Consider the following 24,924-nt stretch of genomic DNA (forward strand, 5'->3'; position numbering starts at 1 on the left):
GCGCGCGTGAAGTCCTCACTCAGCGCCGCAGAGGCGCGCCGCGTGGCTCTCGCCGCCCAGGGATTCGGGCGCCCCCGGCCCACCGCCGCCGGCACCCGGCAGCTGAACGGTGCGCTGGCACGCATGGCGACGCTGCAGATCGACTCGGTCAACGTCTTCGCCCGCTCCCACTACATGCCGCTGTTCTCGCGGGTCGGCGCCTATGACACGGCCGCCCTCGACCGCCTGCTGTTCGCGCGGCGCTCACCCTACGTCGAGTACTGGGCCCACGTCGCGGCCTTCATCCCCGCAGAAGACTGGGGACTGTTCGATTTCCGCATGCAGGCCATGCGTGCGAAGTACGGCAGCAAGCCCGGCGGCTGGTTCGACGCGAACCGCGACATCGTGGACTGGGTGCGTGCCGAGCTCGCCGATCGCGGCCCGTTGCGCCCGGCGCAGATCGAGCACGACGCCAAAGAGAGTGCGCGGGGTCCCTGGTGGGACTGGGACGTCGTCAAGCAGGCTCTCGAATACCTGTGGATGTTCGGCGAGGTGGCGATCGCCGGCCGCCGCGGCTTCGAGCGACGGTACGGCCTCGCCGAGCAGGTGATCCCCCGCCACGTGCTCGAGGCACCGGTCCCCCGTGACGAGGCCGTGCGTGAGCTCACGCGTCGCGCGGCGCGCGCCTACGGCGTCGCCACCGCCGCCGACATCGCCGACTATTGGCGCATCGCCGACCGCAAGGCCGTCACGGCCGCCCTGGATGACCTCGTCGACGCCGGCGAGCTGCACCCGATCACCGTCGAAGGGTGGACGACCGCCGGTCGCCCGGCCAGAGCGTGGCTGCACGCCGATGCCGTGGTGCCGCGCAAGATCGACGCCGCCGCGATCCTGACCCCGTTCGACCCCGTCGTGTGGTTCCGCGATCGTGCTGAGCGGCTCTTCGACTTCGAGTACCGCATCGAGATCTACACGCCCGCGCCGCGTCGCCGGTTCGGCTACTACTCGCTGCCCGTCCTGATCGGCGACAACATCGTCGGCCGCGTCGACCTGAAGGCCGACCGGGCCGCCTCGACACTGCTCGTGCAGTCCGCGTGGTGGGAGCACGGCACCCCCGCCGATGCTGCGCCTCGCCTCGCCGACGAACTCCGGCTCGCCGCATCCTGGCAAGGACTCGAGTCCCTCTCCGTCTCCCGTTGGGGCGATGCCACCGACGACCTCGCCCGGGTCCTGCCCGAGGCGACGCGCCACGAGGCGGGTCCGGCCGAGCCGGTGCCGCTCGCCGCGGACGAGCCCGGCGCAGACGCGCGCGACCTCGATGTCGAGGAGCTCGCGGGCTGACCCGTCGACCCAGCGGGGTTCAGGCGCCCGGCCCGACCACCTCGAGCCCGAGCCAGCGGGCGAGGTCCTGGATCTCGGCGTCCACGGACTCTCGGACCTGTTCGGTGAACGGCTCGTCCTCATGCACGGCATGCAGGCGGAGCAGGCCCGCCTTGCGGTCGGCTTTGGCGTCGAGCTTTCCCACGAAGCGGTCGCCGTGAAGGATCGGCAGCGCGAAGTAGCCCCACCGCCGCTTCGCCGCCGGCTTGTACATCTCCAGCAGGTACTCGTAGCCGAAGAGCTCCTCGAGCCGACGCCGATCGAATACGAGGCGGTCGAACGGCGACAGCAGGGCGGTGCGCCCTGCGAACCCGTCAGCGGCGGCCAGGGCGTCGGCGTCGACGCGCCAGAGGCCGTCGACCCCGTCGACGATGGCCGCTTCGCCGATCTCCCCGACGTCGATCGGTTCGAACGGCTGGGCGATTCCCTTCACCCGCGCGATCCCGAGAGACGCGAGCCGACGCTCCGCGCGCTCGCGGCCGGCGTCCTCGTCGGTCAGCTGTGGCACATCTCGCGGGTAGACGCGGTCGGCGACATCGAACAGGCGGCCACCGGCATCCCGCGACGACACGGCCACATCGCCGCACAGCACGAGCATCTCGAGAAGCTGCATCGAGTTGCGGTTGTTCGTCCAGCCGGACGAACGCCACGACACCTGCGCGGCATCGGGGATGTCGGCCGCCCGCAGCGGACCCTCGGCGCGCAGTCGCGCGAGGACCTCACGCCGGAACACCTCGTTCGCCGCGAGCCACTCCCGCGCCTGCGCGGACTCGGGTCGACGCCGCATCTCGGGGATGAGAAGAGCCAGGTCGGTCATGGCGCGGTAGAACCCGCCCCACTCGAACACCGCGCGGTCCTCTTCGAAAAGGCGCGTCAGGTCGGCCGGCTGATACGGCCACCCGAGCCTGCTCCACAGGATGAGGTCGGCACTGGGCGCGATCGCCGCGGTCGGCTCGATGTTCACCACCGTGAGCGCGTCGATGGTCTCGACGATGCCGGCCGGCCTCTCAGCCGTCAGCAGCTGTCCCCGCAATGCGATGCGCCGCGCCTCTTCGCGGCTCAGCCGATGGACCATGTCCCGACGCTATCGCCGGCGTCCGACGTCAGCCGCGTCAGAACTGGACGCGCGGAGGCTCCGAGATCGCCGCACCGTCGATCACTTCGAAGAACTCGCGCTCGTGGAAGCCCAGATTGCGCGCGAACAGGTTGTTCGGGAAGACCTTGATCTTCGTGTTGAGCTCGCGGACGCCGCCGTTGTAGAACCGGCGCGAGGCCTGGATCTTGTCTTCCGTGTCGACGATCGACTGCTGCAACTGCAGGAAGTTCTGGCTCGCCTGCAGCTGCGGATAGGCCTCGGCCACCGCGAACAGAGACTTCAGCGCCTGCTGCAGATGCCCCTCGGCGACGCCGGCCTCAGCCGGACCCGACGCCGACAGCGTCTCGGCGCGCGCTCGCGTCACGTTCTCGAAAACCGCCTTCTCGTGCGCGGCGTAGCCCTTCACCGCCTCGATGAGGTTGGGCAGCAGATCCGCACGACGCTTGAGCTGCACCGTGATGTCGCTCCACGCCTCATCCACCCGCACATTCAGCTGGACGAGCGAGTTGTACGTCGCCCAGAGATAGATGCCGATGATGACGACGAGCGCCACCACGATGAGGACCGGGATCAGCCATTCCATTGCCGAGGCTCCGTTCGATAGTGCCCTCATCCTACCGACGCGAAACCCCCTCGCATGTGGGGTTATCCCCGACTCTCAGCCGTTACCCACCGAGCACGCGATCGAGGTACGGGTTGCGGAACAGCCGCTGCGGGTCGAGACGGTCGCGCAGGGCGACGAAGTCGTCGAATCGGGGGTAGCGCGACCGCAGGGCGTCGGCGCCGAGGGTGTGCATCTTGCCCCAGTGCGGCCGACCGTCGAAGCCGAGCATGATCTCCTCGACCGCCTCGAAGTACTCGGTCGGGTCCTCGCGCCAGTAGCGGTGGACCGCGATGTACCCGGAGTCGCGTCCGTGAGCCGTCGACAGCCAGCGGTCGTCGGCGGCCGCGACCCGCACCTCGACCGGGAACCCGATCCGCCAGCCGCGGTCATCGATGAGTGCACGCATCGCCTCGAACGCGGGGCGCAGGTTCTCGACCGGCACCGCGTACTCCATCTCGCGGAACCGCACGGACCGGTTGGTCGCGAAGACGCGGGCCGAGGCATCCGTGAACTCCCGATTCCCCCAGATCTTCGCCGACAGCCGGTTGATCGGCGGCACGAGCGCCGGGATCGCCGCACCGGCCGCGCACGCGACCTGATGGACACCCGTGCCGACGAGGGTGTCGTCGATCCACTTGCCCACGGCGGGGAGAGGATGCCGCGGCGCGCTCTCGGGGAGCCGCGTGTTGGTCTTGGTCATCGCGCGGTCGGTGTGCGGGAACCAGTAGAACTCGAAGTGGTCGGCCGCCGCCGCGCGCTCGTCGAGGGCGCCGAGGACCTCGTGGAGGTCCTCGGACTGCTCGACCGCGTGCAGCACGAAGGCGGGCACGCATTGGATCGTGACCTCGACGAGGATGCCGAGGGCACCGAGCCCGAGGGCCACTGCCGGCACGAGCTCGGGGTTCTCGTCCTCGCTCACGGTGAACAGCTCGCCGGAGGCGGTCACGAGAGTGGCGCCGACGACCTGGCCCGCGATGCCGGTGAAGCGCTCCCCCGTGCCGTGCGTGCCGGTCGAGATCGCCCCCGCGATCGACTGGCGGTCGATGTCGCCGAGGTTCTCCATCGCGAGGCCGAACGGTGCAAGGAGCGACGGGACCTCGTGCAGGCGCGTGCCCGCCAGAAGCGTCACCCGGGCACGGTCGGCGTCGACCGAGACGAGCCCGCTGAGATCGCGGAGCTCGAGGAGCGCGCCGGGAGCCACCGCGATGCCGGTGAAGCTGTGGCCGGCGCCGACCGCCTTGATCGGCATGTGCTGCGCCGCCGCCGCGACGACGGCGCGCTGCACGGCCGCGACGGTGCGGGGGAACTCCAGGCGCTGCGGCCGCACCGACTCCGTGCGGCCCCAGTTGCGCCACACCCCTCCGGGACGGGTCACAGGAACGCCTTACCCTCGCCGCGGTAGGTCGCCACCTCCCCCACTCTGGTGTCGCGGTCGATGAGGTGGTAGCGATCCACGCGCTCCGCGAGCTCGCCGCTCTTGGAATGGCGGAACCAGACACGGTCGCCCACCCGGAGATCGCGTGCCGCGTCGCCGCGCAGCGGCGTCTGCACCTCGCCGGCGCCCTCCCGGGGCGCCATGCGCAGGTCGCCGGGCCACACCGCCCGGGGCTGACGCGACTCGAGTGCCGGTCCGGAGGCGATCCATCCGCCCCCGAGCACGGTCGCGACGTCGGGGGCGGGCTTGCGCACCACTTCGAGCGCGAAGGCCGCGGCCGGAGCGGGATCGAATGCGCGGTATCCGTCGAACAGGTGGCCGGCGAGCAGGCCGCTGCCGGCGGTGACCTCGGTGACGGCCTGATCGGATGCCGTGAGCTCGAGGGATCCGGTCCCGCCGCCGTTGACGAACTCGAGCGGGGCGATGTCGCGCAGCGACGCGACGATGGCGCCGCGCCGATCCAGGAGCTCGGCGGCCGAGCGGCGCTGCATCCAGCGGATCACCGCGTCGCCGGATCCGGTGGCATCGCCCTGACCGGCGATCTGGGCCTCGTACATCATGAGGCCCACGAGGCGGAATCCGGGGCGGGCGGCGATCGAGCGTGCGAGCGCGGCCACCTCCGCCGCCTCGTGCACGGGCGAGCGGAGAACGCCGATGTGCCCGAGAGCCGGCGCGCGCCAGGAGGCGTCGGCGTCGATCGCCACGCGGATCTCGGGCCGCGCGCCTGGCACGGCGACGGCGTCGATGAGGTCGAGCTGTGCCAGGTCGTCGACCATCAGTGTGATGCGCGACGCTGCGGTCTCGTCGGCGACAAGTGCGGCGATCGCGGCACGGTCGGCCGTCGGGTAGCCGAGCACGATGTCGTCCATCGTCTCGGCCAGCCACAGCGCCTCGGGAAGGGTGAACGCGAGGATGCCCTGGTACCCGGGCAGGGCCAGGACGGCGTCCAGCACCTCGCGCACGCGGACCGACTTGCTGGCGACGCGGATCGGCACGCCGCCGGCCCGCACCACAAGGTCGAGCGCGTTGTACCGCAGCGCCTCGGCGTTGATGGCGGCCACCGGGCCGCTTACGTCCGCCACGGCATGGCTCATGGCGTCCCAGTAGGACGCGGGGTGGTCCCACGGCTTCGTCGCCGTGGGCGTGGACAGAAGATCGAGACTCATACGGCTCGCTTCGGGTGCGTGCGCATCGCCCCAGCCTAGAGCGCTGGGAGCGGTTCCGATGACCGGCTGTGGAAGGTCGCCATCCGGTGCCTGGAACGGCCGATCGCAGCGGGACGAACCCTCCTATCCGTGCCGACGGGCCGCTTCTACACTGGCTCCGTGAACACCGGCCGATCGGAGACCGTGCAGAACATCCGTTTCGCGCGTTCGGCCGACGGCACGGGCATCGCCTACGCGGTGCATGGATCGGGGCCGCCGCTCCTCATCGACGCCTGCTGGCTCAGCCACCTCCAGTTCGACTGGCAGAGCCCCGTCTGGCGTCACTACCTGGAGGGTCTCGGCGACATCGCGACCGTGATCCGGTACGACGAGCGCGGCCACGGGCTGTCCGACCGGCACGTCACCGACCACGGCCTCCAGGCCCGCGTCGCCGATCTGGAAGCGGTCGCCGACGATGCCGGCTTCGACCGGTTCGCCCTCCTCGCGATGGCGCAGGGCGGTCCGGTCGCACTCGAGTACGCCGCTCGCCACCCCGAGCGTCTCACGCGGCTCGTGTTCTACGGCAGCTACGCGGGTGCGCACACGGCCGCGACGCCGGAAGAGCTCGACATGTACGCGGCGTTCGAGGCGCTGATCAAGGTCGGGTGGGCGCGCCCCACCTCCGAGTTCCGGCGCGTCTTCAGCAGCATGATGATCCCCGGCGGCACCGAGGAGCAGATGCGGTGGCTCGACGACCTTCAGCGGGTCTCGGTCGACGCCGAGACGGCCATCAGCGCTCGGGCCGAGCGTCAGGTGACCGACGCGAGCGATCGCATGCGCGAGATCGACCTGCCGACGCTGGTCATCCACAGCCGGGGTGACCAGATGAACGATTTCCACCACGCCCGAGAACTCGCGGCGGGGATCCGCGGAGCGCGCCTCGTGGCGCTCGACAGCAGCAATCACATCGTGCTCGAGGACGAACCGGCGTGGCCGCACTTCCTCAGCGAGATCACTGACTTCATCGCCCCCGACCGCGCCGTCGGCTCTGCCGATCCGGCCGCGGCCGCGCCGTCGGCCGTCCTCTCCCCGCGAGAGCTCGACATCCTCCGGCTCGCGGCGGCCGGACACGACAACGAAGGCATCGCCGGCGAGCTCGTGCTGTCGGTGCGCACCGTCGAGCGGCACCTTCAGAACGCCTACGCGAAGCTCGGTCTGCAGGGTCGCGCGGCACGGACGGCTGCCGTCGCCCGACTCCTCTCCCAGGGCTGACGCCTACGCGCCAGCCGCCACGGCTTCGTGCACCCACGCGCCCCGGTTGCGCGTCGGCGCCGATGCGGGCGGGGATGCCGGATTCCTACGGTGGTGCCATCACCAACCCATCCGGGAGGAATCATGTCGATGTTCACCGCACACCACGCCATCACCGCGACCGAGGAGGACCGCGCACTGAAGACCAAGCACGCCGCCATGTGGGCGAGCGGCGACTACCCGGCGGTCGCCGACGAGGTCGTCGGCGACCTCGGCGGGATCCTCGTCGAAGCGCTCGATGTGCGCGCCGGCGAGCGCGTTCTCGACGTCGCGGCCGGCACGGGCACGTCGGCGATTCCGGCCGCGCTGCGCGGGGCCGACGTCGTGGCGACCGACCTGACGCCGCGACTGCTGGACGTCGGGCGCGAATCAGCACCCGCGGACGTCGCCGTGCGCTGGCTCACGGCCGACGCCGAAGCGCTGCCGTTCGCGGACGCCGACTTCGATGTCGTCATGTCGAGCATCGGGGTGATGTTCGCCCCGCACCACCAGCAGTCCGCCGACGAACTCCTCCGGGTGGCCCGACAGGGTGCACGCATCGGCGTGCTGAGCTGGACGCCCGACGGGTTCATCGGGCAGCTGTTCGCCGTCATGAAGCCGTACGCGCCGCCGGCACCGGCCGGGTCGTCTCCAGCCCCGCTGTGGGGGCTCGCCGATCACGTCGCCACGCTCTTCGGTGATCGTGTCACCGGCATTCTGGCCAGCCAGCAGGTGCTCCGCGTGGATCGCTTCGCCGACGGCGCGGAGTTCCGCGACTTCATGAAGGGGAACTACGGGCCGACCATCTCCGTCTACGCCTTCAACGCCGCGGACCCCGCCAAAGTGGCGGCGCTGGATGCGGATATCGCCGCACTCGGCGACCGCTTCCTCCACCAGGGCGTGATGGAGTGGGAATACCTGCTCGTCACCGCACGCCGGGCCTGAGGCACGGAGCAGGATGATGTTCGTTCCGTCTTTCGTGCCCACCGATGAACTCGCGCTCTCGCGCGAAGCCGCCGTCGCCCACGCTGTCAGGACCGCCCTCGAAGAAGGCCGTCTCACCCGGCCGCCGTCGGCGCTACGCCGTCACACGGTCGCTGCGCTGCGTCGGATCGCGAAGCTCGTGAGGCGGAACCGGGATCAGTCCTTCGCCCTCGCGGCGCGCTCCTGCTCGACCTCGTCCTCGGCACCGTAGACCGCGATCGGCGGGGCACCCAGGAACAGCGCGGTGAACTTCCACCACCACCCGCTCTTCGAGGTGCTCGGGGCCGCCTCGCCCTGCCGGTCCGTGCCGTGCTCGTTCATGCCGGGACCCTTTCGCCGGTTTTTCCCAGGCTAGCGGGCCTTCTCGGTGAACGCGAGTGTCGGGCGGGAGTACCCCCGGTGGGATTCGAACCCACACTTGGGCGAGTTTAAGTCGCCTGCCTCTGCCGTTGGGCTACGGGGGCGGGTCGCGTGCCGCCGGGAACGCGAATGCCGCAGGCTCATCTTCTCAGACGAGCCTGCGGCATCCGGCGTTCGACGTCAGTTCGCGGCGACCTTCTCGGCGTCGGCCGCGGCCTTCGCCGGAGCCTTGCGCGCGGGCGCCTTCTTTGCCGGCGCGGCCGCCGGGGCAGCCTTGTCGGCGGGCGCCTCGACCGGCTGCGGCGGCCGCGGGCGCGCGGCGAACTCTTCGAAGACGTAGCGCGGGTTCTGGACGGTCGACAGGTTGACCATGTCGCGACCGAGCCAGAAGTTGTTCCACCAGCCCCACAGGACGCGCCACTTGCGCTCCCACGAAGGCATCGCCAGGCCGTGGTAGCCGCGGTGGGCGAGCCACGCGATCCAGCCCTTGAGGGCGATGTTGCCCGACTGGAACACGCCGACCCACAGGCCGAGGCCCGCGACGGCGCCCAGGTTCTTGTGGATGTACTGGCGGGGCACCTCGCCGCGGAGCACCGCGACGAGGTTCTTCGCGAGGAGCTTCGCCTGACGCACGGCGTGCTGGGCGTTGGGCACGCAGTAGCCGCCCACGCCGCCACCCGTGAGGTCGGGCACGGCCGAGACGTCGCCGGCGGCCCAGGCGCCCTCGACGACCTCGTCCTCGGTGCCGACACGGAGGTCGGCGCGGGTGCGGATGCGACCGCGCTCCTCGACGGGCAGGTCGCCGCCGCGCACCACGGTCGGGTTCGCCATGACGCCGGCGGTCCAGATGATGAGGTCGCTCGGGATGGTCTCACCGGTCGACAGCTCGATGTTGCCGCCGACGGCGCCGGTCACCTGCGTGTCGAGGTGCACCGAGGCGCCGCGCTTCGCGAGGTTCTTGAGCACCCACTCGCTCGTCTTCAGCGAGACCTCGGGCATGATGCGCCCCATGGCCTCGATGAGGTGGAAGTGCGTGTCGTCGAAGGTCAGCTGCGGGTAGCTCTTGACCAGCGACGAGGCGAGCGAGCGGAGCTCGGCGAACACCTCGATGCCGGCGAAGCCGCCGCCGACCACGACGACCGTCAGCAGACGGTCGCGCTCGGGACCGGCGGGCAGGGTCGACGCCTTGTCGAAGTTCGACATCAGCTTGTCGCGGATCGCGACGGCCTCTTCGATCGTCTTCAGGCCGATCGCGTTGTCGGCGATGCCGGGGATCGGGAAGGTGCGCGAGACGGCGCCCGCGGTGACGACGATCTGGTCGTACTCGAGCTCGTACGGCTCGCCCGCGATCGGAGTGATCGTGGCGACCTTGTTCGCGTGGTTGATGCCGGTCACCTTGGCGGCCACGACGTTCGTCTTCTTGAGGTGACGGCGCAGCGCGACGACCGAGTGGCGGGCCTCGATCGAGCCGGCGGCGACCTCGGGGAGGAACGGCTGGTACGTCATGTAGGGCAGCGGGTCGACGATCGTCACGTCCGCTTCACCCTTGCGCAGATGCTTCTCGAGCTTCCAGGCCGTGTAGAAGCCTGCGTATCCGCCACCGACGATGAGGATCTTGGGCACGGTGTTGGTCACGGTTTGGAGTACTCCTCCTGTGTCAGCGGCTCGGCGCGCGGGACGCCAATCGGATGCGTCGGACAGCAGCGGTGACGCCGAGCGCCACCAGTATAGCCGTCGCGGTGACCAGCAGGAGCGGGAGGGTGCCATAGATGACGGTGTCCCGATCGGGAAGAAGCGGCGATGCGGCGCGCGTCGCGGGATCGGCGTCCGGCAGGGGCGGAACCTCCACGGGGGCGGTCGGCTCCTCCGGCAGCGGCGCGACCGGCGCCCGGCGGTACAGGCGCACCCAGTCCTCGAGACTGCCCATGGGGTTGGCGGTGACACTCGGGATGCTCGCGGTGACGGCGGCGGCGGCATCCACCAGTCCGTAGCCGTACAGGACATCCGGCACAGCCTTCGCGCCCGCTGCGGGGCGAGCCGTCTTGATGATGCGGTTGATCACGTTGTTCGCGTCGAGCTCGGGGTGCGCCGCCCGCACGAGCGCCGCGATCCCGGCGACGATGGGGGCCGCGCCGCTGGTGCCGTCCCACGAGACGAGCGTCGAATCGGCGGAGACCCCGACGAGCTCCTCGCTCGGCGCCGTGACTCCGATCGTGATGCCCTGGGTCGACGCCTCGACGCTGGCCTTGCCCGATCGGTCGACGCCGCCCACCGTCAGCACGCCCGGGATCGTCGCGGGTGCGCCGACGCGCGTCGTGCCGCTCCCCCGGTTTCCCGCGGCGACGACGATGACGACGTCGTGCTCGAAGGCATACAGGAAGGCGTCGTCCCAGCTCTCCGGCCAGTCCGGCACGTTCGTCGTCAGCGACATGTTGATGACGTCGGCGCCGTTGTCGACCGACCAGCGGATCGCATCGGCGATCTGGTCGGAGAAAGGCCGCGGCGCCGAGGAGCCGAACGCGACCGACACCGACAGCAGCTGCGCCTCGGGCGCGACGCCGATCATCCCGCTGTCGGGGCCGGTGCCCCTGCCTGCGGCGAGCGAGGCGACCCAGCTGCCGTGGTCCTTGTCGACGGCGCCGACGGGCGTGCGCCCATCGGGTGAGCCGGCGCCCGAGACATCCGTTCCCCCGGCGACCGCACCGTCGAACGCGACGGGTCCGCGGCCGATCCCGGTGTCGATGACCGCGATCTTCACGCCGGCGCCGCGCGTGGTCTCCCACGCCTTCTCGACGCCGTAGTCGGTGAGCCAGTACTCGGCGCTGCGCACCGGGTCGTCGGCAGGAGCCGCCTGCGCGGCCGCGGGGCCGGCCACGACGAGGGTCGTCGCGACGGCGGCCGCGGCGACGGCCGCGAGCAGGCGCCGGATCATCCGCCCGAACCCGGCTGCGCGCAGACGCAGCGCTCGGGCGACCACGACGACATGGCCAGTGCGCGGTCGCCGATCGGGTTGACGCCCGGGCCGGCGGCGAGGGCATGGCCGGCGAGCGCGTGCAGGCACTTCACACGCGTCGGCATGCCGCCCGCGGAGATCCCGGCGATCTCGTCGACCTCTCCGAAGTGGGCGCGGTCCTGCAGATAGGCCTCGTGCGCACGCAGGTAAGCGGCGGCGACCTCCTCGTCGACGAGCTCATCCTGAAGCTCACGCATGACGTGGTCGGCTTCGAGGCCCGACATGGCGGCCGTCGCGGCGGGGTGGGTAAGGTAGTAGAACGTCGGGAACGGCGTGCCGTCGGGAAGGCGCGGCGACGTCGCCACCACCGTAGGGTTGCCGCACACGCAGCGCGCGGCGATGCCGACGACGCCGCGCGCGGGACGACCGAGCTGTTCCTGGAGCACGGCGAGGTCGGCGTCGCTGACAGAGGGGTACGGCGGGGTCGTCACAGAGGTGCTCCTTGGTCGGGCCCAGGCTACCGGCGCCACCTGGGACGGTCCTGGGCCACGCGGCGGGCGAACGCGCCGCCGTGATCCCGGCGGCCGGCGTCGCTCACGGCGTCGGGCTGGTCGAGGGTTCGGGGTCGGGCACGCCCACTGTCACGGGCGCCACGGTCTGCGCGAGACCGGCCTCGGTGACCGAACGCACCAGCTTCGCCATCCAGTCCGCATCGGCGGCCTGGAGCTCGTCGCTCACCGGGTCCTGCTCCTGCGGCGCGAGCTCGGGCGGCAGATCGTCGTCGACGAGGTACACCACCTCGCCGGGCTTCACGTAATACAGCCGCTCGCGCGCCTGCGTGGTGATGTACGCGGGGTCCTGCCAGCGGTCGCGCTGAGATTCGAGTTCGGCGACGTCGTCGCGGCTGACCTGCACCGCCGACTCGAGAGCGGCGACCTGCTGGCGCTGGTCGACGTAGGTGCCGATCGTGGGCACGAGCACGAAGGCAGCGAGGACGACCAGGCCCATCATGATGACCATGAAGCCGGAGAGACGGATGCCGCCGAGCCACGCCCGCACGTCGACCGGGCGACGTGCGCTCACGGGGCGGCGACGAGGCGCACCGGCAGCGGCGCCTGCCGCTTGAGTACGAGAAGGGGGAGCCGTCGTCTTGGCCACGGCTCCCCCTTCCTGTCAGCAAGCCGCTACGCGGCGCAGGTCGCTAGAACGTCTTCAGTGCATCAGCCCTTGAAACGGGGGAAGGCTCCGCGGCCCGCGAACACCGCGGCCTCGCCGAGCTCCTCTTCGATGCGCAGAAGCTGATTGTATTTCGCGACGCGCTCGCTGCGGGCGGGCGCGCCGGTCTTGATCTGACCCGCGTTGACGGCCACCGCGAGGTCGGCGATGGTGGTGTCCTCGGTCTCGCCCGAACGGTGCGACAGCATCGAGCGGTAGCCGTTCTGCGTGGCGAGGGCGATCGCGTCGAGCGTCTCCGACAGCGTGCCGATCTGGTTCACCTTCACCAGCAGCGCGTTACCGACGCCGAGATCGATGCCGCGCTGCAGGCGCTCGGGGTTCGTGACGAACAGGTCGTCGCCGACGAGCTGGACCTTCTTGCCGATCTTGTCGGTGAGGTCCTTCCACGCGTCCCAGTCGTCCTCGGCGAGGGCGTCCTCGATCGTGACGACGGGGTAGTTCGCCACGAGGTCGGCGTAGTAGTCGGTCAGCTGCTCGGCCGACCAGGCCTTGCCCTCGACGGTGTACACGCCGTCCTTGAAGAACTCGGTCGCCGCGACGTCGAGGCCGACGCCGATGTCCGTGCCCGGGGTGAACCCGGCCTTCTCGATCGCCTTGATCAGGAAGTCGAGGCCCTCGCGGTTGCTGGGCAGGTCGGGAGCGAATCCGCCCTCGTCGCCGAGCCCGGTCGAGAAGCCCGCGGCCTTGAGCTCGCCCTTGAGGACGTGGTAGACCTCGGTGCCCCAGCGCAGCGACTCGGCGTACGTGTCGGCACCGATCGGGGCGAGGAAGTACTCCTGGAAGTCGATGCCGTTGTCGGCGTGCTCGCCGCCGTTGATGACGTTGAACAGCGGCACGGGCAGGACGTGCGCGTTCGGGCCGCCCAGGTAGCGGAACAGCGGCAGGTCGGCCGAGTCGGCGGCGGCCTTGGCCACCGCGAGCGAGACGCCGAGGATGGCGTTCGCACCGGTGCGCGACTTGTTCTCGGTGCCGTCGGTGGCGATGAGGATCTCGTCGACGAGACGCTGCTCGCTCGCCTCGACACCCTCGATCGCGGGGCCGAGCTCGTCGATGACGGCCGCGACCGCCTTCAGCACGCCCTTGCCGCCGTAGCGGCTCTTGTCGCCGTCGCGCAGCTCGTACGCCTCGAAAGCGCCGGTCGACGCGCCGGAGGGGACGGCGGCGCGCTGGACGATCCCGTCGTCGAGCAGCACCTCCACCTCGACGGTCGGGTTTCCGCGCGAGTCGAGGATCTCACGGGCGCCTACAGCCTCGATCTGTGCCACAGGGGGTCTCCTTGCTTGGTGGAGGGTGGTTCGTCGGAGCGTCGTCGGTCCGCCCAAGAGTCTAGTGATGACGGATGCCGAGGCCAGAGGCATCCGTCATCCTCAGCGTCATACGACGAGCGCGATCGCGATCCCGTCGTAGCCCTTCGCGTCGAGCGTCTGGATGGCGGTCGCGTCGAAGCGCGGGTCGCGCCCGAGCATCTCGAGCCCGCGCTGCACGCCGATGATCTGGGGATTCTCGGTCGCGGGGTTGGCGACCTCACCACCGCGGACGGTGTTGTCGACCATCACGACGGTGCCCGGTCGTCCGAGCCTGGCGGCCCAGTCGAGGTAGATCGTGTTGGACTCCTTGTCGGCGTCGATGAAGACGAGATCGAAGGGCTCGCCTCCCTCGAGCGTCGGCAGCACGTCGGCGCCACGCCCCAGCCGGATCTCGACCTTGTCTCCCACCCCGGCGCGGTCGACGTTCCTGCGGGCGAGCTCCGCGTTGAGGGGCTCGGCCTCGATCGTCACGACCCGGCCGTCGGCGGGGATGCCGCGCGCGAGCCAGATCGTCGAGTACGCGCCGAGGGTGCCGATCTCGAGCACGCGACGGGCACCCGACATGCGCGCGAGCAGGTGGAGGAATTTGCCGTTGACCGGCGCGACCTCGATCGCCGGGAGGCCCGCGTCGTTCTGGTCGGCGACCGCCCGCTCGAGACCGGGATCGTGCCCGATCAGCAGCTCGGTGAGGTAGGCGTCTACACGGCGCCAGGTGTCGGGAGTGGGATCGGCCATGCCCCTCAGCCAATCCGGCCGCCCGCCGGGCGTCAAGACCTGGCGGCCGCCCGCGCGACGAGTGCCTCGAGGAGCGCCGCCCCGGTGCCGGCGTCGTCGACGGTCACGACGAACCGCTTGCCGCTGCGACGGAGCACCTCGATGGCCTCCCCCGTGCGCAGCACGACGCCGAACCGGCGCCCCGTGCTGAGGCGGAGCCCCCAGCCTCCGAACTCGCCCATCGGGTTCACCTCCACTCGCGCCGCCGAGACGATGTCGGCGAGCGGCACGTGGAACCGCGGGATGCCGAGCACCGAGTCGACGTGCAGGCCGGTGTCGTCCACGCGGACGTGGAAGGCGAGCGTCGTCGCGGCGAACACGAGGAGCAGGAGCGCGATGCCGGCGAGGAGCCAGGTGAGCAGCGGCTCGGCGCCCGTCACCCAGGCCACGACGGCCGCGACCGCCACGGCGAGCACGGCGGCGACGATGGCGATCGCTCCTCCCGTGTTCATCGCGGTGGCCCGCACCCACACCGCACGCTCGTTTGCGGCGAGCGCGAGGGGCGTGGCAGGCGCCGGCGTGGCAGGAGTCATGTGCTGATGAGGCTGGATGAGCCAGGCGGCCACGCCGAACAGCGCGCCGGCGGCGAGCGCAGCGGCGAGCGCGACCCAGACCGGGGGCGCGTCGTCGGCGCTGTCAAGTCCCGCCTGCATCGCGAACGTGACGGTGAACGCCACTGTCGTCAGGGCGGAAGTTGCCGCCGCCGTGGCGCCCATGAGGCGGTAGGTCGCTCCGCGCTCACCCCGACGCAGTCCCGGCAGCGTCATCAGCGCGATCAGGAACGGGATGCCGAGCCCGAACGCCATGGTCATCAGCGGCTGGGTCCACGCGGGCGCGAAGCCGTCGGCCTCCCCCGCCGCGTTCCAGTGCACGGCGACCGGCGACGGCACCTGCGGGAGGAGCAGAAGCTGGACGCCGACCGCGAGGGCGACCAGGGCGACGGGCAGCCACACCGCGACGAGCACGAAGCGGCGGACGACCGGGTCGGAGCGGTCAGCGGGCGTTGCGTTCGTCATGGGCGGCGATCTCCTTCACGAGGGCGGCGAGTGCGTCGGACGGGAGCCCCGCCGCGCGCGCCCGCGCGACGAGGTCGTGGATGTCGTGGTGGAGGGACTCGAGGGTCGCCGCCTGCGCGGTGACCACCGCACCGCGTCCTCTCCGCAGCTCGACGAGCCCCTCGTCGCGGAGGTCCTGATAGGCGTGCAGCACCGTGTGGACGTTGACGCCGAGGGCGGCCGCGATCTCACGGGCCGCAGGAAGGCGATCACCCGTCTGCACGCGGCCGGCCGCGGCATCCGCTCGCACGGATGCGGCGATCTGCGCGAACAGCGGCGCATCGCTCTCGGGATCGATCCTCACCAACACGCATTAATTCTATGACAACTAGAACAACTTCCGGATCGGATTGTGGAGATCGACCAATCGAATGCGGCCCGCGGAGCGCGGTCGACCATGCTGGGGCCCATGCGCGTGACCCCTCGACGCCTCGCCATCGGCATGAGCCTGTGGATCCCCAACCTCTTCAGCGGCATCCGCGTGCGGAGATTCGCCGACGACTGGACGAGCGCCACCGTCGAACTGCATGTCAACGTCTTCACCCGCAACTACGTGAAGACGGCTTTCGGCGGCTCGATGTCGGCGATGACGGACCCGTACTACTTCATGCTGGTGATGCATCAGCTCGGACGGGACTACGTCGTGTGGGACACCCGCGGCGAGATCGAGTTCCTGAAGCCCGGTCGCGGGGTGCTCACGGCGCACTTCGCCGTGCCGCGCGAGAAGGCCGAAGAGCTCCGCGGGCGGGCACGCGGCGGGGCGAAGGTGCTGGAGTGGTTCGAGACCGACATCACCGATGCCTCGGGTGACGTCGTCGCGCGCGTGCGCCGCGAGGTCTATGTGCGCGAGAAGAAGCGCGTGACCACGGCGTCGGCGAGCGGCGTCTAGGGGTCAGCGGCCGGCTCGGTAGTCGGTCGCCGTGAACCCCAGCACTGCGCGGAAGTCGTTCGCGAGGTGCGCCTGATCGGCGTAGCCGAGCTCGGCAGCGACGTCGGCCAACCCCGCGTCGGGGTCCTCCCGCACGCGCTGCGCCGCCTCCTGCAGCCGGCGGCGCCGGATCATGGCGGCCGGGGACAGACCGACCGTGCGGTGGGCGAGCCTCTGCAGGGTGCGCACCGACACGCGCAGGCGTTCGGCCGCATCGTCGAGCCGCAGGATCGTCGGGTCGCTCATGAGCAGGTCGGCCATCGCGTTCGCGAGGCGCGCGTCGGACGTCGGCGGTCCGACGCGCTCGACCAGCCACCCCGAGACGGCTGCCGCCGCCGCATCGAGGTCGGGCATGGCCGCCGACACCGCACGCAGCAGGTTCGGCTCGTCGAGGATGGTGTGCGCATCGACCAGGTCGCTCGGCGCGTCGTGCAGCCGGGCGAACGCCGCGGGCTTCAGCAGAGCGCCCACAGCCCAGCCGCTCCCCCGGAGCTCGCGCTCCGAGGCCCGCGTCGTGGCGCCCCACAGCGTGACACCGTCCGGCTCGACGGCGAGGTTCGCGGCCGGATAGCCCAGGACGGGCTGACGCGACACGACCGCGTCGGGAAGGTCCCACTGCGGGATCCAGAACCATTCGACGAGAGTGGATGCCTCGCCCTCCGGCGCGATGCGTGTGAAGCTCGGCAGTCGCTCCGGGTAGAGCACGCCGCGCGTCGGATCGGTCACTCCGTCACGGTAGTGCGCGGGTCGGACACCCGGGACCGATGGTGTCGCGAATCTCCAAGACCGCAGCATCCGTCCGCCGCGAGCATGGGCTCATGAGCACGCAGAACATGACCGGCACGACCGGCGCCCACACGACCGACGGCCGCCCGAACAGCGCGACCAGCCTCACCCCCTTCCTCGCGATCCGGGGGGCGAAGGAGGCGCTCGACTTCTACCGCGACGTGTTCGGCGCGCGCGTGACCGACGTCACCGAGTTCGATGGGCTCGTCGTGCACGCCGGGCTGGACTTCGGCCTCGGCATCCTCCAGATCGGCGAGCCTTCGCCCGCGTACGGGCTCGTCCCCGCGCCGGAGGGCGACGACGACTGCTACTCGATGGGCATCTACGTGCCGGACGCCGACGCGGTGACCGCCCGCGCGGTCGCTGCCGGCGCGACCGTGCGCGAGGAGCCGTCCACCTTCGTGTCGGGCGACCGCTACGCCAGCGTGCGCGACCCGTTCGGCGTGCGGTGGTCGATCATGACGCGCGTCGAGGACCTCTCGGAGGAGGAGAGCGCCGCGCGCGTCGCGGAATGGGCCGCCTCGGTCAGCGCGGGCTGACCGCGTCCTCCCGCGCGACGGCGAGTTCGGCGAGGAGGGCGGGCAGCAGCGCCTCGGCCGTGCGGCGATAGCCGAGCGCGCTCGGGTGGAACCGGTCGAGGCTGAACATCTCGTCAGGCTGGGTCACGAAGAACGGCCCGACGGCGCGGCCGAGCGACACGGCGCGCGCACCGGTGCGGGCCGCGGCGACGGCCTGGGCGTCGGCCAGCTGGCGCGACAGCCGCGAGCCGAGGGCGCGCAGCGGCTGCGGCACCGGGCGCAGCGCGCCGAGGTCGGGGCAGGTGCCGACGACGACCACTGCTCCGCGCGCGCGGAGGCGCACGATCGCCTCCTCGAGGTGGGCGACCGAGGTCGACACGGGCACGCGATGCGTGATGTCGTTGCCACCCACGACGATGACGGCGGCGTCCGGGCGGTAGTCGGCGGGCAGCGCGTCGACCTGAGCGGCGAGCACCGAGGACTCCGAGCCCACGATCGCCGCGGTGCGCAGCCGCACCGGCCGGCGCTCGGCCCGGGCGAGGCCCTTCGCCAGGCGGGCGCCGAGCGTGTCCTTGCGCCGTTCCGCGCCGAGCCCGGCGGCGATCGAGTCGCCGAGCACGACGAACTCGAGCGGCTTGCCGTCGAAGCGGCGAGCCCAGACCCGGTCGGCGTCGAGCGCCTCCTCGCCGAGCGGCTTGCCGATGCGACGCCGCGCGACCGCCGCCTGGCGCTTCAGCACCGCGCGTCCGCCGAGCAGGACGATGCCCGCGCCCAGCGCGATCCCCGCCGTGCCGACGACGACGGACCGCGGCGCGATCTCACGCGAACGAGCCATGCCCCCATGCGACAACAGCCGGGTGAACGGATGCTGACGCCCCACTGACGTGCCGGTGCGGGCCCGTGCACCCCCGCGATCGGTCGCCGGGCCGTCCCGCCTCCGCGCACAGGTTCAGTCGCGAAGTCCGGACTTCGCCGCACCGCGCACAGGTTCAGTCGCGAAGTCCGGACTTCGCCGCACAGCGCACAGGTGCAGTGCGAAGTCCGGACTTCGCCGCGCTGCGCACAGGTGCAGGTGCGAAGTCCGGACTTCGCCGCGTAGTGTCGCAGGCGGGCCGCGAAACCCGGACCGCAGCCGGGTCGCCGTCTACGAGGCGGTCAGATCCTCCACGGCGGCAGCCACACGGCGCTCGCGGGTCTCCGGACGCTTCGCCTCGGCCACCCCGCGTGCGAGCTCCTTGCGCCGGGTGAACGTCAGCGCGTCGAACGCGGCCCGCGCGCCCGCGGCCTCGAGCGCGGCAGCCAGGTCGGCGGGAACATCGACCTCCCGCTCGGCGGTGTCGAGATCGATCGTGGCGTCGACCTCGTCGCCGATCTCGACGCCCAGCTCGGCCCGCACGGCCTTCGAGAAGCCGATGAGGTTCCGCCCGCCCATCACGCCGAGGCGCACGCGCGCGGTGCGCCCGCCGATCCCGACGACGACCGCCGCGCGCTTGCCGCCGCCGAGCTCGGCGACCTGCTCGTCGGTCAGCTCGATGGCGGTGGCCGGGCCCGTCGGCGCGAGCACGGTGTGGATCTGCAGCGTCATGGCCCCCATCCTCGCGGGCGCGGGGCAGCCCGGGAACCCCGAACCGCCCATTCCTCCCCGCGGGCTAGAGTTCGCCCGTGACCTCCCCCGCGCTCCAGCGCCGCCTCGGGCTCGGCGACGCCGTGTTCATCGGCCTCGGCTCGATGGTCGGCGCCGGCGTCTTCGCCGTGTGGGCGCCGGCAGCGGATGCCGCGGGCACCGGTCTGCTCATCGGCCTCGCGATCGCCGCCGTCGTCGCGTTCGGCAACGCGACCTCGTCCGCGCAGCTGGCCGCCGCCTACCCGACGTCGGGCGGAACGTACGCCTACGGGCGCGCGGAGCTCGGCCCCTGGTGGGGGTTCGTCGCGGGCTGGGGTTTCGTCATGGGCAAGATCGCGAGCTGCGCGGCGATGGCGCTGACCTTCGCCGCATACGCGGCGCCTGCGGGGTGGGAGCGCCCCGTCGCCATCGCGGCCGTCGTGGCGCTCACCGCCGTCAACTGGTTCGGCGTCACACGCACCGCCGGCGCCGCGCGCGTGATCGTCGTGATCTCACTCGGTGCGCTGGCCGCGGCCATCACCGCCGCCTTCTCGGCGGGCTCCACCCCGGACTGGTTCACGGCCGAGACGGTCTGGGCGGGCGGCGGCTACGGCATCCTGCAGTCCGCCGGCCTGCTGTTCTTCGCGTTCGCCGGGTACGCGCGCATCGCCACGATCGGCGAGGAGGTACGCGATCCGCGCCGCGTCATCCCGCGGGCGATTCTGATCGCGTTCCTCATCGCGCTCACGGTGTACGCCGTGGTCGCTGTCGCGGTGCTGAGCGCACTGGGTCCCGACGCCGTCGCCGCGTCGACCGCGCCGGTCGCCGACGCCGCCGCACGGTCGGGCTGGGTGTGGATCGACGTCGTGGTGCGCATCGGCGCCGCGGCCGCCTCGCTCGGCGCGCTGCTCGCGCTCATCGCGGGAGTGAGCCGGACCGCGTTCGCGATGTCGCGCGAGCGGGATCTGCCCGGCTTGTTCGACGCCGTGCACCCGCGCTGGCACGTGCCGCACCGCGCCGAGCTCGCCGCGGCCGCGGTCGTCGTGGTGCTCGTGGCGCTCGTCGACCTCCGCGGCGCGATCGGCTTCTCATCGTTCGGGGTGCTGCTGTACTACTTCGTCGCGAACGTCGCCGCCTTCCGCCAGCGCGGCGACGCGCGGCGCTACCCGGTCGTGCTGCAGATCATCGGGGCGATCGGATGCCTCGTCCTCGCGGTGACGCTGCCGTGGGAGTCCGTCGTGGCCGGGGTGGTCGTCGTCGGGGTCGGGGTGGCGTATCGCGCCCTGCGTCTGCGACGCCGGCTCACTCCCCCGGCGTGACGGCCGGAACCCCGCGGTCCCGGACGAGGTAGATCCACGGGAAGGCCCGGCACCCCACCTCCCAGCCGTCGGCGTGCTCTGCCGCGAGCGACGCGCGCCACAGGATGCGGCGGTGCTCCCACTGCGTGTCGGTGCGCACCATGCGATGGGCGAGGGTGCCGACCTCCACCGTGCGCCAGCCCGCGCGCCCGGCGAGCTCCAGCTCGGCCATCTCGTCGAAGGCCGTCACGGGTCCGAGCCAGCGTTCCGCAGCCAGGTCGCCGACGGCGACCCGGGACGACCCGGCGCCGCCCCCGAACCGCTGCTGCGCGGCCTGGCGCGTCATCCCGAGCTCGGAGCCGATGCGCGCCCAGCTCGCGCCCCCGGCCCGCGCCGCGGTGACGGAGCTCTGGAGGATCGCCCGCACCTCGTGCTCCGCGCGCGCACCGGCAGCGACGAGGGCGAGGTGCTCGCCGTCGGTCAGCGCCTGATCGGGGCCGATGCCCGCGTCCGCGAGCACCGCACGACCGATCGCGTCGGCGAGATCGGTCACCCGCGTCCGTCCCGGCTCGGAAGCCACGTACCGCGCGACGACGGCCGGCGCAGCCCGTTGGCATAGCCCCAGAAGTACATGCCGACGGCGGCGAAGCCGATGCCCACGCCGATGACCGCACCCCCGCCGAAGCCTTCCCAGTCCAAGCCGACGCTGAGGAGCACGAGGCCGAGACCGACCACGATCGAGACGATGGCCACGCCGACGATGCGGCCAGGAGTGGCGGAACTGCGGGATGTCGAAGTGCTCATAGTGTCAACCTATTCTTGACGCGGGCTCGGCGTCAAGATTCAGTTGACATCAACCGAGCGGCTTGACCTCGAGGGCGTCCGCCGTCGTGCCCGCGCCCACCGTCGCGAAGGCGGTGTAGCCGTCGGATGCTGCGCGCTCGAGGAGCGCCTTCAGGTTCTTGGTCCGCTGCTCGAGACGCACACGCGATCCCTGGCGCACCAGCCCTGCCTTGAGCGCGAGGAGCTCCCCCTCGGAGACGCCGCGGTCGTGGACGAGGACGACGGCCGGGGCCGCAGCATCCGTCCGCTCCGCCACCAGGTCGACGATGCGCTCGAAGCCGATCGAGAACCCGACGGCGGGCACGTCCTGCCCGAGGAAACGGCCGATCATGCCGTCGTAGCGGCCGCCGCCACCGAGCGAGTAGTCGACCGAAGGATGCGCCAGTTCGAAGATCGTGCCGGTGTAGTAACCCATGCCGCGCACGAGGAACGGGTCGAACACGAGCGGGATGTCGCCCTCGAGCTCCGTCGCCGAGCCGCGCGCGGCCGCCACCGCCGCGCCGATGCCGACGAGGTGCGCGACGATCTCGTCGGGCGCGCCCTCGGGCAGCGCCTTGCGGATCTGGCGGTCGCCGTAGGGGTTGTACTCGAGGGTCATCGGACGGCGCATGAACGCCTCGAACGCGTCCACCGCGCCGGCGGTCGCGCCGCGCTCGCGCAGCTCGGCGACGATGCCGTCGGGGCCGAGCTTGTCGAGCTTGTCGATCGTGATGAGGACGCCCGGGCGCTCGTCGGACGTGAAGCCGAAGCTGTCGAGCATCCAGTCGAGGACGCGCCGGTCGTTGATGCGGATGCTGCCGCCCTCGAGCCCGAGCGCGTCGAGCGTGTCGAGCGTCGCGACCGCGAGCTCGGCCTCGGCGCGCGCGGACGCGTCGCCGATGATGTCGATGTCGCACTGCACGAACTGGCGGTAGCGGCCCTTCTGCGGGCGCTCGGCGCGCCACACCGGGGCGATCTGGATCGAGCGGAACACCGACGGCAGCTGGCCGCGGTTGGTCGCGTAGAACCGGGCGAGCGGCACCGTGAGGTCGTAGCGCAGGCCGAGGTCGGTGAGTGCCGCCGGGTCGTCGGCCGCACCGCGGATCGCGTCGGCGTCGAGGCCACGCTTGAGCACGTTGTACGCGAGCTTCTCGTTGTCGCCGCCGATGCCCGCGTGCAGCCGCGAGTACTCCTCCATGACGGGCGTCTCGATCTCGTCGAACCCGTGGGCGCGGTAGCGCTCTCGGATGACGGCGAGCACGCTCTCGCGACGGGCCTTTTCAGCGGGGAGGAAGTCGCGCATGCCGCGCGGCGGATTGACGGATGCCACGCCCCTATCTTTCCAGGTCGGATCGAGGTCACTCCTCCCGAGGGGCCGCAGGCGCTCTTTCCAGGTCCTCCGGGGTGCCTTCGGCGGCCCGGATGTCGTGCTCGAGCCGTCGCAGGCGTTCGCGCAGCGCGCGCTCAGCGTCCCAGCCGTTGGCTCGGGCGGTGGCGACGAGGTCCAGGAGCGCGTCGCCGAGCGCGGCCTCCGTCGCGGGTTCCCCGACGCCGGTCCCGCGAGAGTGCACCTGGTCGCCGAGAGGTGGGGAACCAACCGCATTCTCGTCGACGAGCTGAACTCTCGCGGTGTCGACGCCGGCCTGGGAGGCCTTCGACAGGAGCTTCTGGGCGAGTGCGAGGCTCGGCATCCGTTCGCTCACCCCGTCGAGGACCGACCGACGCTGGTGCTTCTCCGCGGCCTTCGCGGCGTTCCAGTGGATCAGCACCTCCTCCGGTGTCGTCGCGACGGCGTCGCCGAAGACATGCGGATGCCGCCGCACCATCTTGTCGGTGAGTCCGCGGGCGACGTCGTCGATGTCGAAGGGGTCGTCCTCGTCGCGCGAGGCGATCTCGGAGTGGAACAGCACCTGCCACAGCAGGTCGCCGAGCTCCTCGCGCAGCTCCTCGCGTGAGCCCTCCTCGACGGCGTCGATCAGCTCGGCGCTCTCCTCCACGAGGTAGGGCACGAGGGCGCGGTGGTCGATCTGCTGCGTCCAGACGCAGCGGTCGCGCACCGCGTGCATGACGTCTGCCGCCTCGCGGAGCGGGTCGGCCGCCCCCGGCGAGCGGGGTGCGGTCACGTCGTCACGGATGCTGCCGCCGTCCGGCGTCGATAGTGCCATGCCCGCCACGATACGAGCCCTGCGGCCAGGAGGAGCGAAATCACGGAACCCGCGAGCACGCCGAGCGTCGCCTGGTCGCGCAGCGCCGCCGCGTCGGAGAACGCGAGCTCGGAGAGCAGGAGCGACACCGTGAACCCGATGCCGCCGAGGGCGCCGGCCGCGAGCAGGTCCGCGAAGGCGAGGGGCGGGGCGCTTCCCCGGTGCCCGATGCGCAGCGAGATCCACCCGAACAGCGAGATGCCGACGACCTTGCCGACCGGCAGCGCGACCAGCACGCCCCAGAACGCGGGCGACAGCTCGGACAGCGGCACCGACGGGATGGGCACGAGCGCCGCGGAGAACGCGAACACCGGGAGCACGATGACGTTGACCCACGGCTCGAGCTCATGCCGCACACGCAGCGCCGGGCTCTGGGCCATCGCGAGCCCGAGCGCCACGCCCGCGATGGTGGCGTGCACACCCGACAGGTACACCAGAACCCACGTCGTGATCGCCAGCAGCACCAGGACGGCAGCGATCGGCACGCGACCGCGCGAGTCGAGCTGTCTGCTCAGGATGCCGAAGGCGACGACCGCGACCGCCGCCCCGGCGAGCGCCGCGACGTTCACCCCGGTCGTGAAGAGCACCGCGATGAACACGATGCCGACGATGTCGTCGAGGATCGCGAGCGCGAGGAGGAACACGCGCAGCCCCGACGGCAGCCCGCGGCCGAACACCGCGAGCACCCCGAGCGCGAACGCGATGTCGGTCGCGGTCGGGATCGGCCAGCCCGCCGTGGCATCCGATCCCCATGCCATCGCGGCGTAGATCGCGATGGGGATGAGCACGCCGCCGGCGGCCGCGATCGCGGGCTGCATCGCCTTGCGCGCCGAGTTGAGCTGGCCGGCGGTGAGCTCGTACTGCAGCTCGACCGCGACGACGAAGAAGAAGACCGCGAGCAGCCCGTCCTTGATCCAGTGCGAGAGGCTGAGCTCGAACACGCCCGGGATGCCGAGGTAGGCGTGCATCGCGTCGTCGACGGCGGGGCCCCACGCCGAGTTGGCGACGAACAGGCCGAGACCCGCCGCGAGGAGCAGGATGATCGCGGGGAAACGGGCGGAGCGGAGAAGCGACATCTGGCCTCCGGGAGGGGATCGCGGGTCGACGGGGACGTGCCGACCAGACTTCCCGGCGCTCCACGGGTCAGTGTAGCGAGCAGGTTCGAGG

The 24,924-nt window shown here is 71.6% G+C and carries 27 protein-coding genes and 1 tRNA gene; 6 read left to right on the forward strand and 22 right to left on the reverse strand.

Annotation, left to right across the window (positions count from 1 at the left end):
- The first annotated feature begins 6 nt into the window (after positions 1-6).
- Positions 7-1,320 carry a winged helix-turn-helix domain-containing protein gene (locus tag ACLBXX_RS14255; RefSeq protein WP_447658540.1) on the forward strand — a complete coding sequence of 438 codons (1,314 nt, stop codon included), beginning with the start codon at positions 7-9 and terminating at the stop codon, positions 1,318-1,320.
- Between the two features lie 19 nt (positions 1,321-1,339).
- Here the strand turns inward: ACLBXX_RS14255 and ACLBXX_RS14260 are convergent, their stop codons facing one another.
- The 4 genes from ACLBXX_RS14260 to ACLBXX_RS14275 form a co-directional block, all read right to left on the reverse strand.
- Complete coding sequence (locus ACLBXX_RS14260) at positions 1,340-2,434, reverse strand: DNA glycosylase AlkZ-like family protein (RefSeq protein ID WP_447658541.1); 1,095 nt, start codon at positions 2,432-2,434, stop codon at positions 1,340-1,342.
- A 37-nt stretch (positions 2,435-2,471) separates the two neighbouring features.
- Complete coding sequence (locus ACLBXX_RS14265) at positions 2,472-3,038, reverse strand: LemA family protein (protein WP_310291997.1); 567 nt, start codon at positions 3,036-3,038, stop codon at positions 2,472-2,474.
- An 82-nt stretch (positions 3,039-3,120) separates the two neighbouring features.
- On the reverse strand, positions 3,121-4,434 hold the full coding sequence (locus ACLBXX_RS14270; RefSeq protein ID WP_447658542.1) for a D-arabinono-1,4-lactone oxidase: 1,314 nt from the start codon (positions 4,432-4,434) through the stop codon (positions 3,121-3,123).
- Positions 4,431-5,660 (reverse strand): alanine racemase, encoded by a 1,230-nt coding sequence (locus ACLBXX_RS14275; RefSeq protein WP_447658543.1) that lies wholly within the window; start codon positions 5,658-5,660, stop codon positions 4,431-4,433. Before ACLBXX_RS14275 ends, ACLBXX_RS14270 begins: the two co-directional genes overlap by 4 nt.
- Positions 5,661-5,819: 159 nt before the next feature.
- Here ACLBXX_RS14275 and ACLBXX_RS14280 point away from each other — a divergent pair, with 159 nt between their 5' ends.
- A complete protein-coding gene (locus ACLBXX_RS14280; protein WP_447658544.1) occupies positions 5,820-6,911 on the forward strand; it encodes an alpha/beta fold hydrolase in 1,092 nt (363 codons plus the stop codon).
- 123 nt (positions 6,912-7,034) lie between these two features.
- The gene (locus tag ACLBXX_RS14285) at positions 7,035-7,874 is read left to right on the forward strand and encodes a class I SAM-dependent methyltransferase (RefSeq protein WP_447658545.1); all 840 of its coding nucleotides are present in this window, start codon (positions 7,035-7,037) and stop codon (positions 7,872-7,874) included.
- 195 nt (positions 7,875-8,069) lie between these two features.
- On the opposite strand, the gene ACLBXX_RS14290 is transcribed toward ACLBXX_RS14285, so the two are convergent.
- The 10 genes from ACLBXX_RS14290 to ACLBXX_RS14335 form a co-directional block, all read right to left on the reverse strand.
- Positions 8,070-8,234 carry a hypothetical protein gene (locus ACLBXX_RS14290; RefSeq protein WP_447658546.1) on the reverse strand — a complete coding sequence of 55 codons (165 nt, stop codon included), beginning with the start codon at positions 8,232-8,234 and terminating at the stop codon, positions 8,070-8,072.
- Between the two features lie 70 nt (positions 8,235-8,304).
- Positions 8,305-8,377: transfer RNA gene (locus tag ACLBXX_RS14295), tRNA-Leu, on the reverse strand.
- Between the two features lie 76 nt (positions 8,378-8,453).
- Positions 8,454-9,896: an NAD(P)/FAD-dependent oxidoreductase gene (locus tag ACLBXX_RS14300; protein WP_375872757.1), complete on the reverse strand. Its 1,443-nt coding sequence runs from the start codon at positions 9,894-9,896 to the stop codon at positions 8,454-8,456.
- A gap of 34 nt (positions 9,897-9,930) precedes the next feature.
- Complete coding sequence (locus ACLBXX_RS14305; protein WP_387145926.1) at positions 9,931-11,205, reverse strand: S8 family serine peptidase; 1,275 nt, start codon at positions 11,203-11,205, stop codon at positions 9,931-9,933.
- Positions 11,202-11,717, reverse strand: a complete 516-nt coding sequence (locus tag ACLBXX_RS14310) for a DUF501 domain-containing protein (RefSeq protein ID WP_447658547.1) — start codon at positions 11,715-11,717, stop codon at positions 11,202-11,204. Before ACLBXX_RS14310 ends, ACLBXX_RS14305 begins: the two co-directional genes overlap by 4 nt.
- 103 nt (positions 11,718-11,820) lie before the next feature.
- Positions 11,821-12,309, reverse strand: coding sequence for an FtsB family cell division protein (locus ACLBXX_RS14315; protein WP_447658548.1), 489 nt, complete (start codon positions 12,307-12,309; stop codon positions 11,821-11,823).
- A 137-nt stretch (positions 12,310-12,446) separates the two neighbouring features.
- The gene (eno, locus tag ACLBXX_RS14320) at positions 12,447-13,727 is read right to left on the reverse strand and encodes a phosphopyruvate hydratase (protein WP_375872695.1); all 1,281 of its coding nucleotides are present in this window, start codon (positions 13,725-13,727) and stop codon (positions 12,447-12,449) included.
- A gap of 108 nt (positions 13,728-13,835) precedes the next feature.
- Positions 13,836-14,504, reverse strand: a complete 669-nt coding sequence (locus ACLBXX_RS14325) for an O-methyltransferase (RefSeq protein ID WP_447658549.1) — start codon at positions 14,502-14,504, stop codon at positions 13,836-13,838.
- Between the two features lie 32 nt (positions 14,505-14,536).
- On the reverse strand, positions 14,537-15,559 hold the full coding sequence (locus ACLBXX_RS14330; protein ID WP_447658550.1) for a DUF1648 domain-containing protein: 1,023 nt from the start codon (positions 15,557-15,559) through the stop codon (positions 14,537-14,539).
- Positions 15,537-15,908: a GntR family transcriptional regulator gene (locus ACLBXX_RS14335; protein ID WP_447658551.1), complete on the reverse strand. Its 372-nt coding sequence runs from the start codon at positions 15,906-15,908 to the stop codon at positions 15,537-15,539. The genes ACLBXX_RS14330 and ACLBXX_RS14335 overlap by 23 nt, the downstream gene beginning before the upstream one ends.
- 99 nt (positions 15,909-16,007) lie before the next feature.
- Between ACLBXX_RS14335 and ACLBXX_RS14340 the strand changes: the two genes are divergently transcribed.
- Positions 16,008-16,487 carry a PaaI family thioesterase gene (locus ACLBXX_RS14340; RefSeq protein WP_447658552.1) on the forward strand — a complete coding sequence of 160 codons (480 nt, stop codon included), beginning with the start codon at positions 16,008-16,010 and terminating at the stop codon, positions 16,485-16,487.
- Positions 16,488-16,490: 3 nt separating this feature from the next.
- Here ACLBXX_RS14340 and ACLBXX_RS14345 read toward each other — a convergent pair whose 3' ends face one another.
- Complete coding sequence (locus ACLBXX_RS14345; RefSeq protein WP_447658553.1) at positions 16,491-17,252, reverse strand: helix-turn-helix domain-containing protein; 762 nt, start codon at positions 17,250-17,252, stop codon at positions 16,491-16,493.
- A 92-nt stretch (positions 17,253-17,344) separates the two neighbouring features.
- Here ACLBXX_RS14345 and ACLBXX_RS14350 point away from each other — a divergent pair, with 92 nt between their 5' ends.
- Positions 17,345-17,851 (forward strand): VOC family protein, encoded by a 507-nt coding sequence (locus ACLBXX_RS14350; RefSeq protein ID WP_447658554.1) that lies wholly within the window; start codon positions 17,345-17,347, stop codon positions 17,849-17,851.
- Here ACLBXX_RS14350 and ACLBXX_RS14355 read toward each other — a convergent pair.
- Both ACLBXX_RS14355 and ACLBXX_RS14360 read right to left on the reverse strand, forming a co-directional pair.
- Complete coding sequence (locus ACLBXX_RS14355; protein ID WP_447658555.1) at positions 17,838-18,665, reverse strand: SGNH/GDSL hydrolase family protein; 828 nt, start codon at positions 18,663-18,665, stop codon at positions 17,838-17,840. The two genes, ACLBXX_RS14350 and ACLBXX_RS14355, sit on opposite strands and share 14 nt — an antisense overlap.
- Positions 18,666-18,974: 309 nt before the next feature.
- The gene (locus ACLBXX_RS14360; RefSeq protein WP_447658556.1) at positions 18,975-19,415 is read right to left on the reverse strand and encodes a YdeI/OmpD-associated family protein; all 441 of its coding nucleotides are present in this window, start codon (positions 19,413-19,415) and stop codon (positions 18,975-18,977) included.
- A gap of 77 nt (positions 19,416-19,492) precedes the next feature.
- On the opposite strand from ACLBXX_RS14360, the gene ACLBXX_RS14365 reads away from it, so the two are divergent.
- Positions 19,493-20,752, forward strand: coding sequence for an APC family permease (locus tag ACLBXX_RS14365; protein WP_447658557.1), 1,260 nt, complete (start codon positions 19,493-19,495; stop codon positions 20,750-20,752).
- Here the strand turns inward: ACLBXX_RS14365 and ACLBXX_RS14370 are convergent.
- From ACLBXX_RS14370 to nhaA, 5 genes are read right to left on the reverse strand one after another with little or no spacing between them, the layout of a single operon-like run.
- Positions 20,736-21,284, reverse strand: a complete 549-nt coding sequence (locus ACLBXX_RS14370) for a hypothetical protein (protein ID WP_447658558.1) — start codon at positions 21,282-21,284, stop codon at positions 20,736-20,738. The two genes, ACLBXX_RS14365 and ACLBXX_RS14370, sit on opposite strands and share 17 nt — an antisense overlap.
- Complete coding sequence (locus ACLBXX_RS14375) at positions 21,281-21,535, reverse strand: hypothetical protein (RefSeq protein WP_447658559.1); 255 nt, start codon at positions 21,533-21,535, stop codon at positions 21,281-21,283. The genes ACLBXX_RS14370 and ACLBXX_RS14375 overlap by 4 nt, the downstream gene beginning before the upstream one ends.
- Positions 21,536-21,584: 49 nt before the next feature.
- Positions 21,585-22,856, reverse strand: coding sequence for a histidine--tRNA ligase (gene hisS, locus ACLBXX_RS14380; RefSeq protein WP_447658574.1), 1,272 nt, complete (start codon positions 22,854-22,856; stop codon positions 21,585-21,587).
- Between the two features lie 55 nt (positions 22,857-22,911).
- Complete coding sequence (locus ACLBXX_RS14385) at positions 22,912-23,718, reverse strand: MazG family protein (protein WP_447658560.1); 807 nt, start codon at positions 23,716-23,718, stop codon at positions 22,912-22,914.
- Entirely contained in the window at positions 23,673-24,833 is a 1,161-nt protein-coding gene (nhaA, locus tag ACLBXX_RS14390) for a Na+/H+ antiporter NhaA (RefSeq protein ID WP_447658561.1), read from the reverse strand. Before nhaA ends, ACLBXX_RS14385 begins: the two co-directional genes overlap by 46 nt.
- Positions 24,834-24,924 lie beyond the last annotated feature (91 nt).

Source organism: Microbacterium sp. C23T (assembly GCF_053345975.1).

Excerpts from the sequence above, each read along its gene's own strand:
- ACLBXX_RS14265 (WP_310291997.1), bottom strand. The coding sequence starts at position 3,038 with ATGGAATGGCTGATCCCGGTCCTCATCGTGGTGGCGCTCGTCGTCATC.
- ACLBXX_RS14325 (WP_447658549.1), bottom strand. The coding sequence starts at position 14,504 with ATGGCCGATCCCACTCCCGACACCTGGCGCCGTGTAGACGCCTACCTC.
- ACLBXX_RS14375 (WP_447658559.1), bottom strand. The coding sequence starts at position 21,535 with ATGAGCACTTCGACATCCCGCAGTTCCGCCACTCCTGGCCGCATCGTC.
- hisS (WP_447658574.1), bottom strand. The coding sequence starts at position 22,856 with ATGCGCGACTTCCTCCCCGCTGAAAAGGCCCGTCGCGAGAGCGTGCTC.
- nhaA (WP_447658561.1), bottom strand. The coding sequence starts at position 24,833 with ATGTCGCTTCTCCGCTCCGCCCGTTTCCCCGCGATCATCCTGCTCCTC.
- ACLBXX_RS14330 (WP_447658550.1), bottom strand. The coding sequence starts at position 15,559 with ATGACGAACGCAACGCCCGCTGACCGCTCCGACCCGGTCGTCCGCCGC.
- ACLBXX_RS14355 (WP_447658555.1), bottom strand. The coding sequence starts at position 18,665 with ATGGCTCGTTCGCGTGAGATCGCGCCGCGGTCCGTCGTCGTCGGCACG.
- ACLBXX_RS14360 (WP_447658556.1), bottom strand. The coding sequence starts at position 19,415 with ATGACGCTGCAGATCCACACCGTGCTCGCGCCGACGGGCCCGGCCACC.
- ACLBXX_RS14340 (WP_447658552.1), top strand. The coding sequence starts at position 16,008 with ATGCGCGTGACCCCTCGACGCCTCGCCATCGGCATGAGCCTGTGGATC.
- ACLBXX_RS14285 (WP_447658545.1), top strand. The coding sequence starts at position 7,035 with ATGTCGATGTTCACCGCACACCACGCCATCACCGCGACCGAGGAGGAC.
- ACLBXX_RS14385 (WP_447658560.1), bottom strand. The coding sequence starts at position 23,718 with ATGGCACTATCGACGCCGGACGGCGGCAGCATCCGTGACGACGTGACC.
- ACLBXX_RS14350 (WP_447658554.1), top strand. The coding sequence starts at position 17,345 with ATGAGCACGCAGAACATGACCGGCACGACCGGCGCCCACACGACCGAC.
- ACLBXX_RS14290 (WP_447658546.1), bottom strand. The coding sequence starts at position 8,234 with ATGAACGAGCACGGCACGGACCGGCAGGGCGAGGCGGCCCCGAGCACC.
- ACLBXX_RS14260 (WP_447658541.1), bottom strand. The coding sequence starts at position 2,434 with ATGGTCCATCGGCTGAGCCGCGAAGAGGCGCGGCGCATCGCATTGCGG.
- ACLBXX_RS14275 (WP_447658543.1), bottom strand. The coding sequence starts at position 5,660 with ATGAGTCTCGATCTTCTGTCCACGCCCACGGCGACGAAGCCGTGGGAC.
- ACLBXX_RS14305 (WP_387145926.1), bottom strand. The coding sequence starts at position 11,205 with ATGATCCGGCGCCTGCTCGCGGCCGTCGCCGCGGCCGCCGTCGCGACG.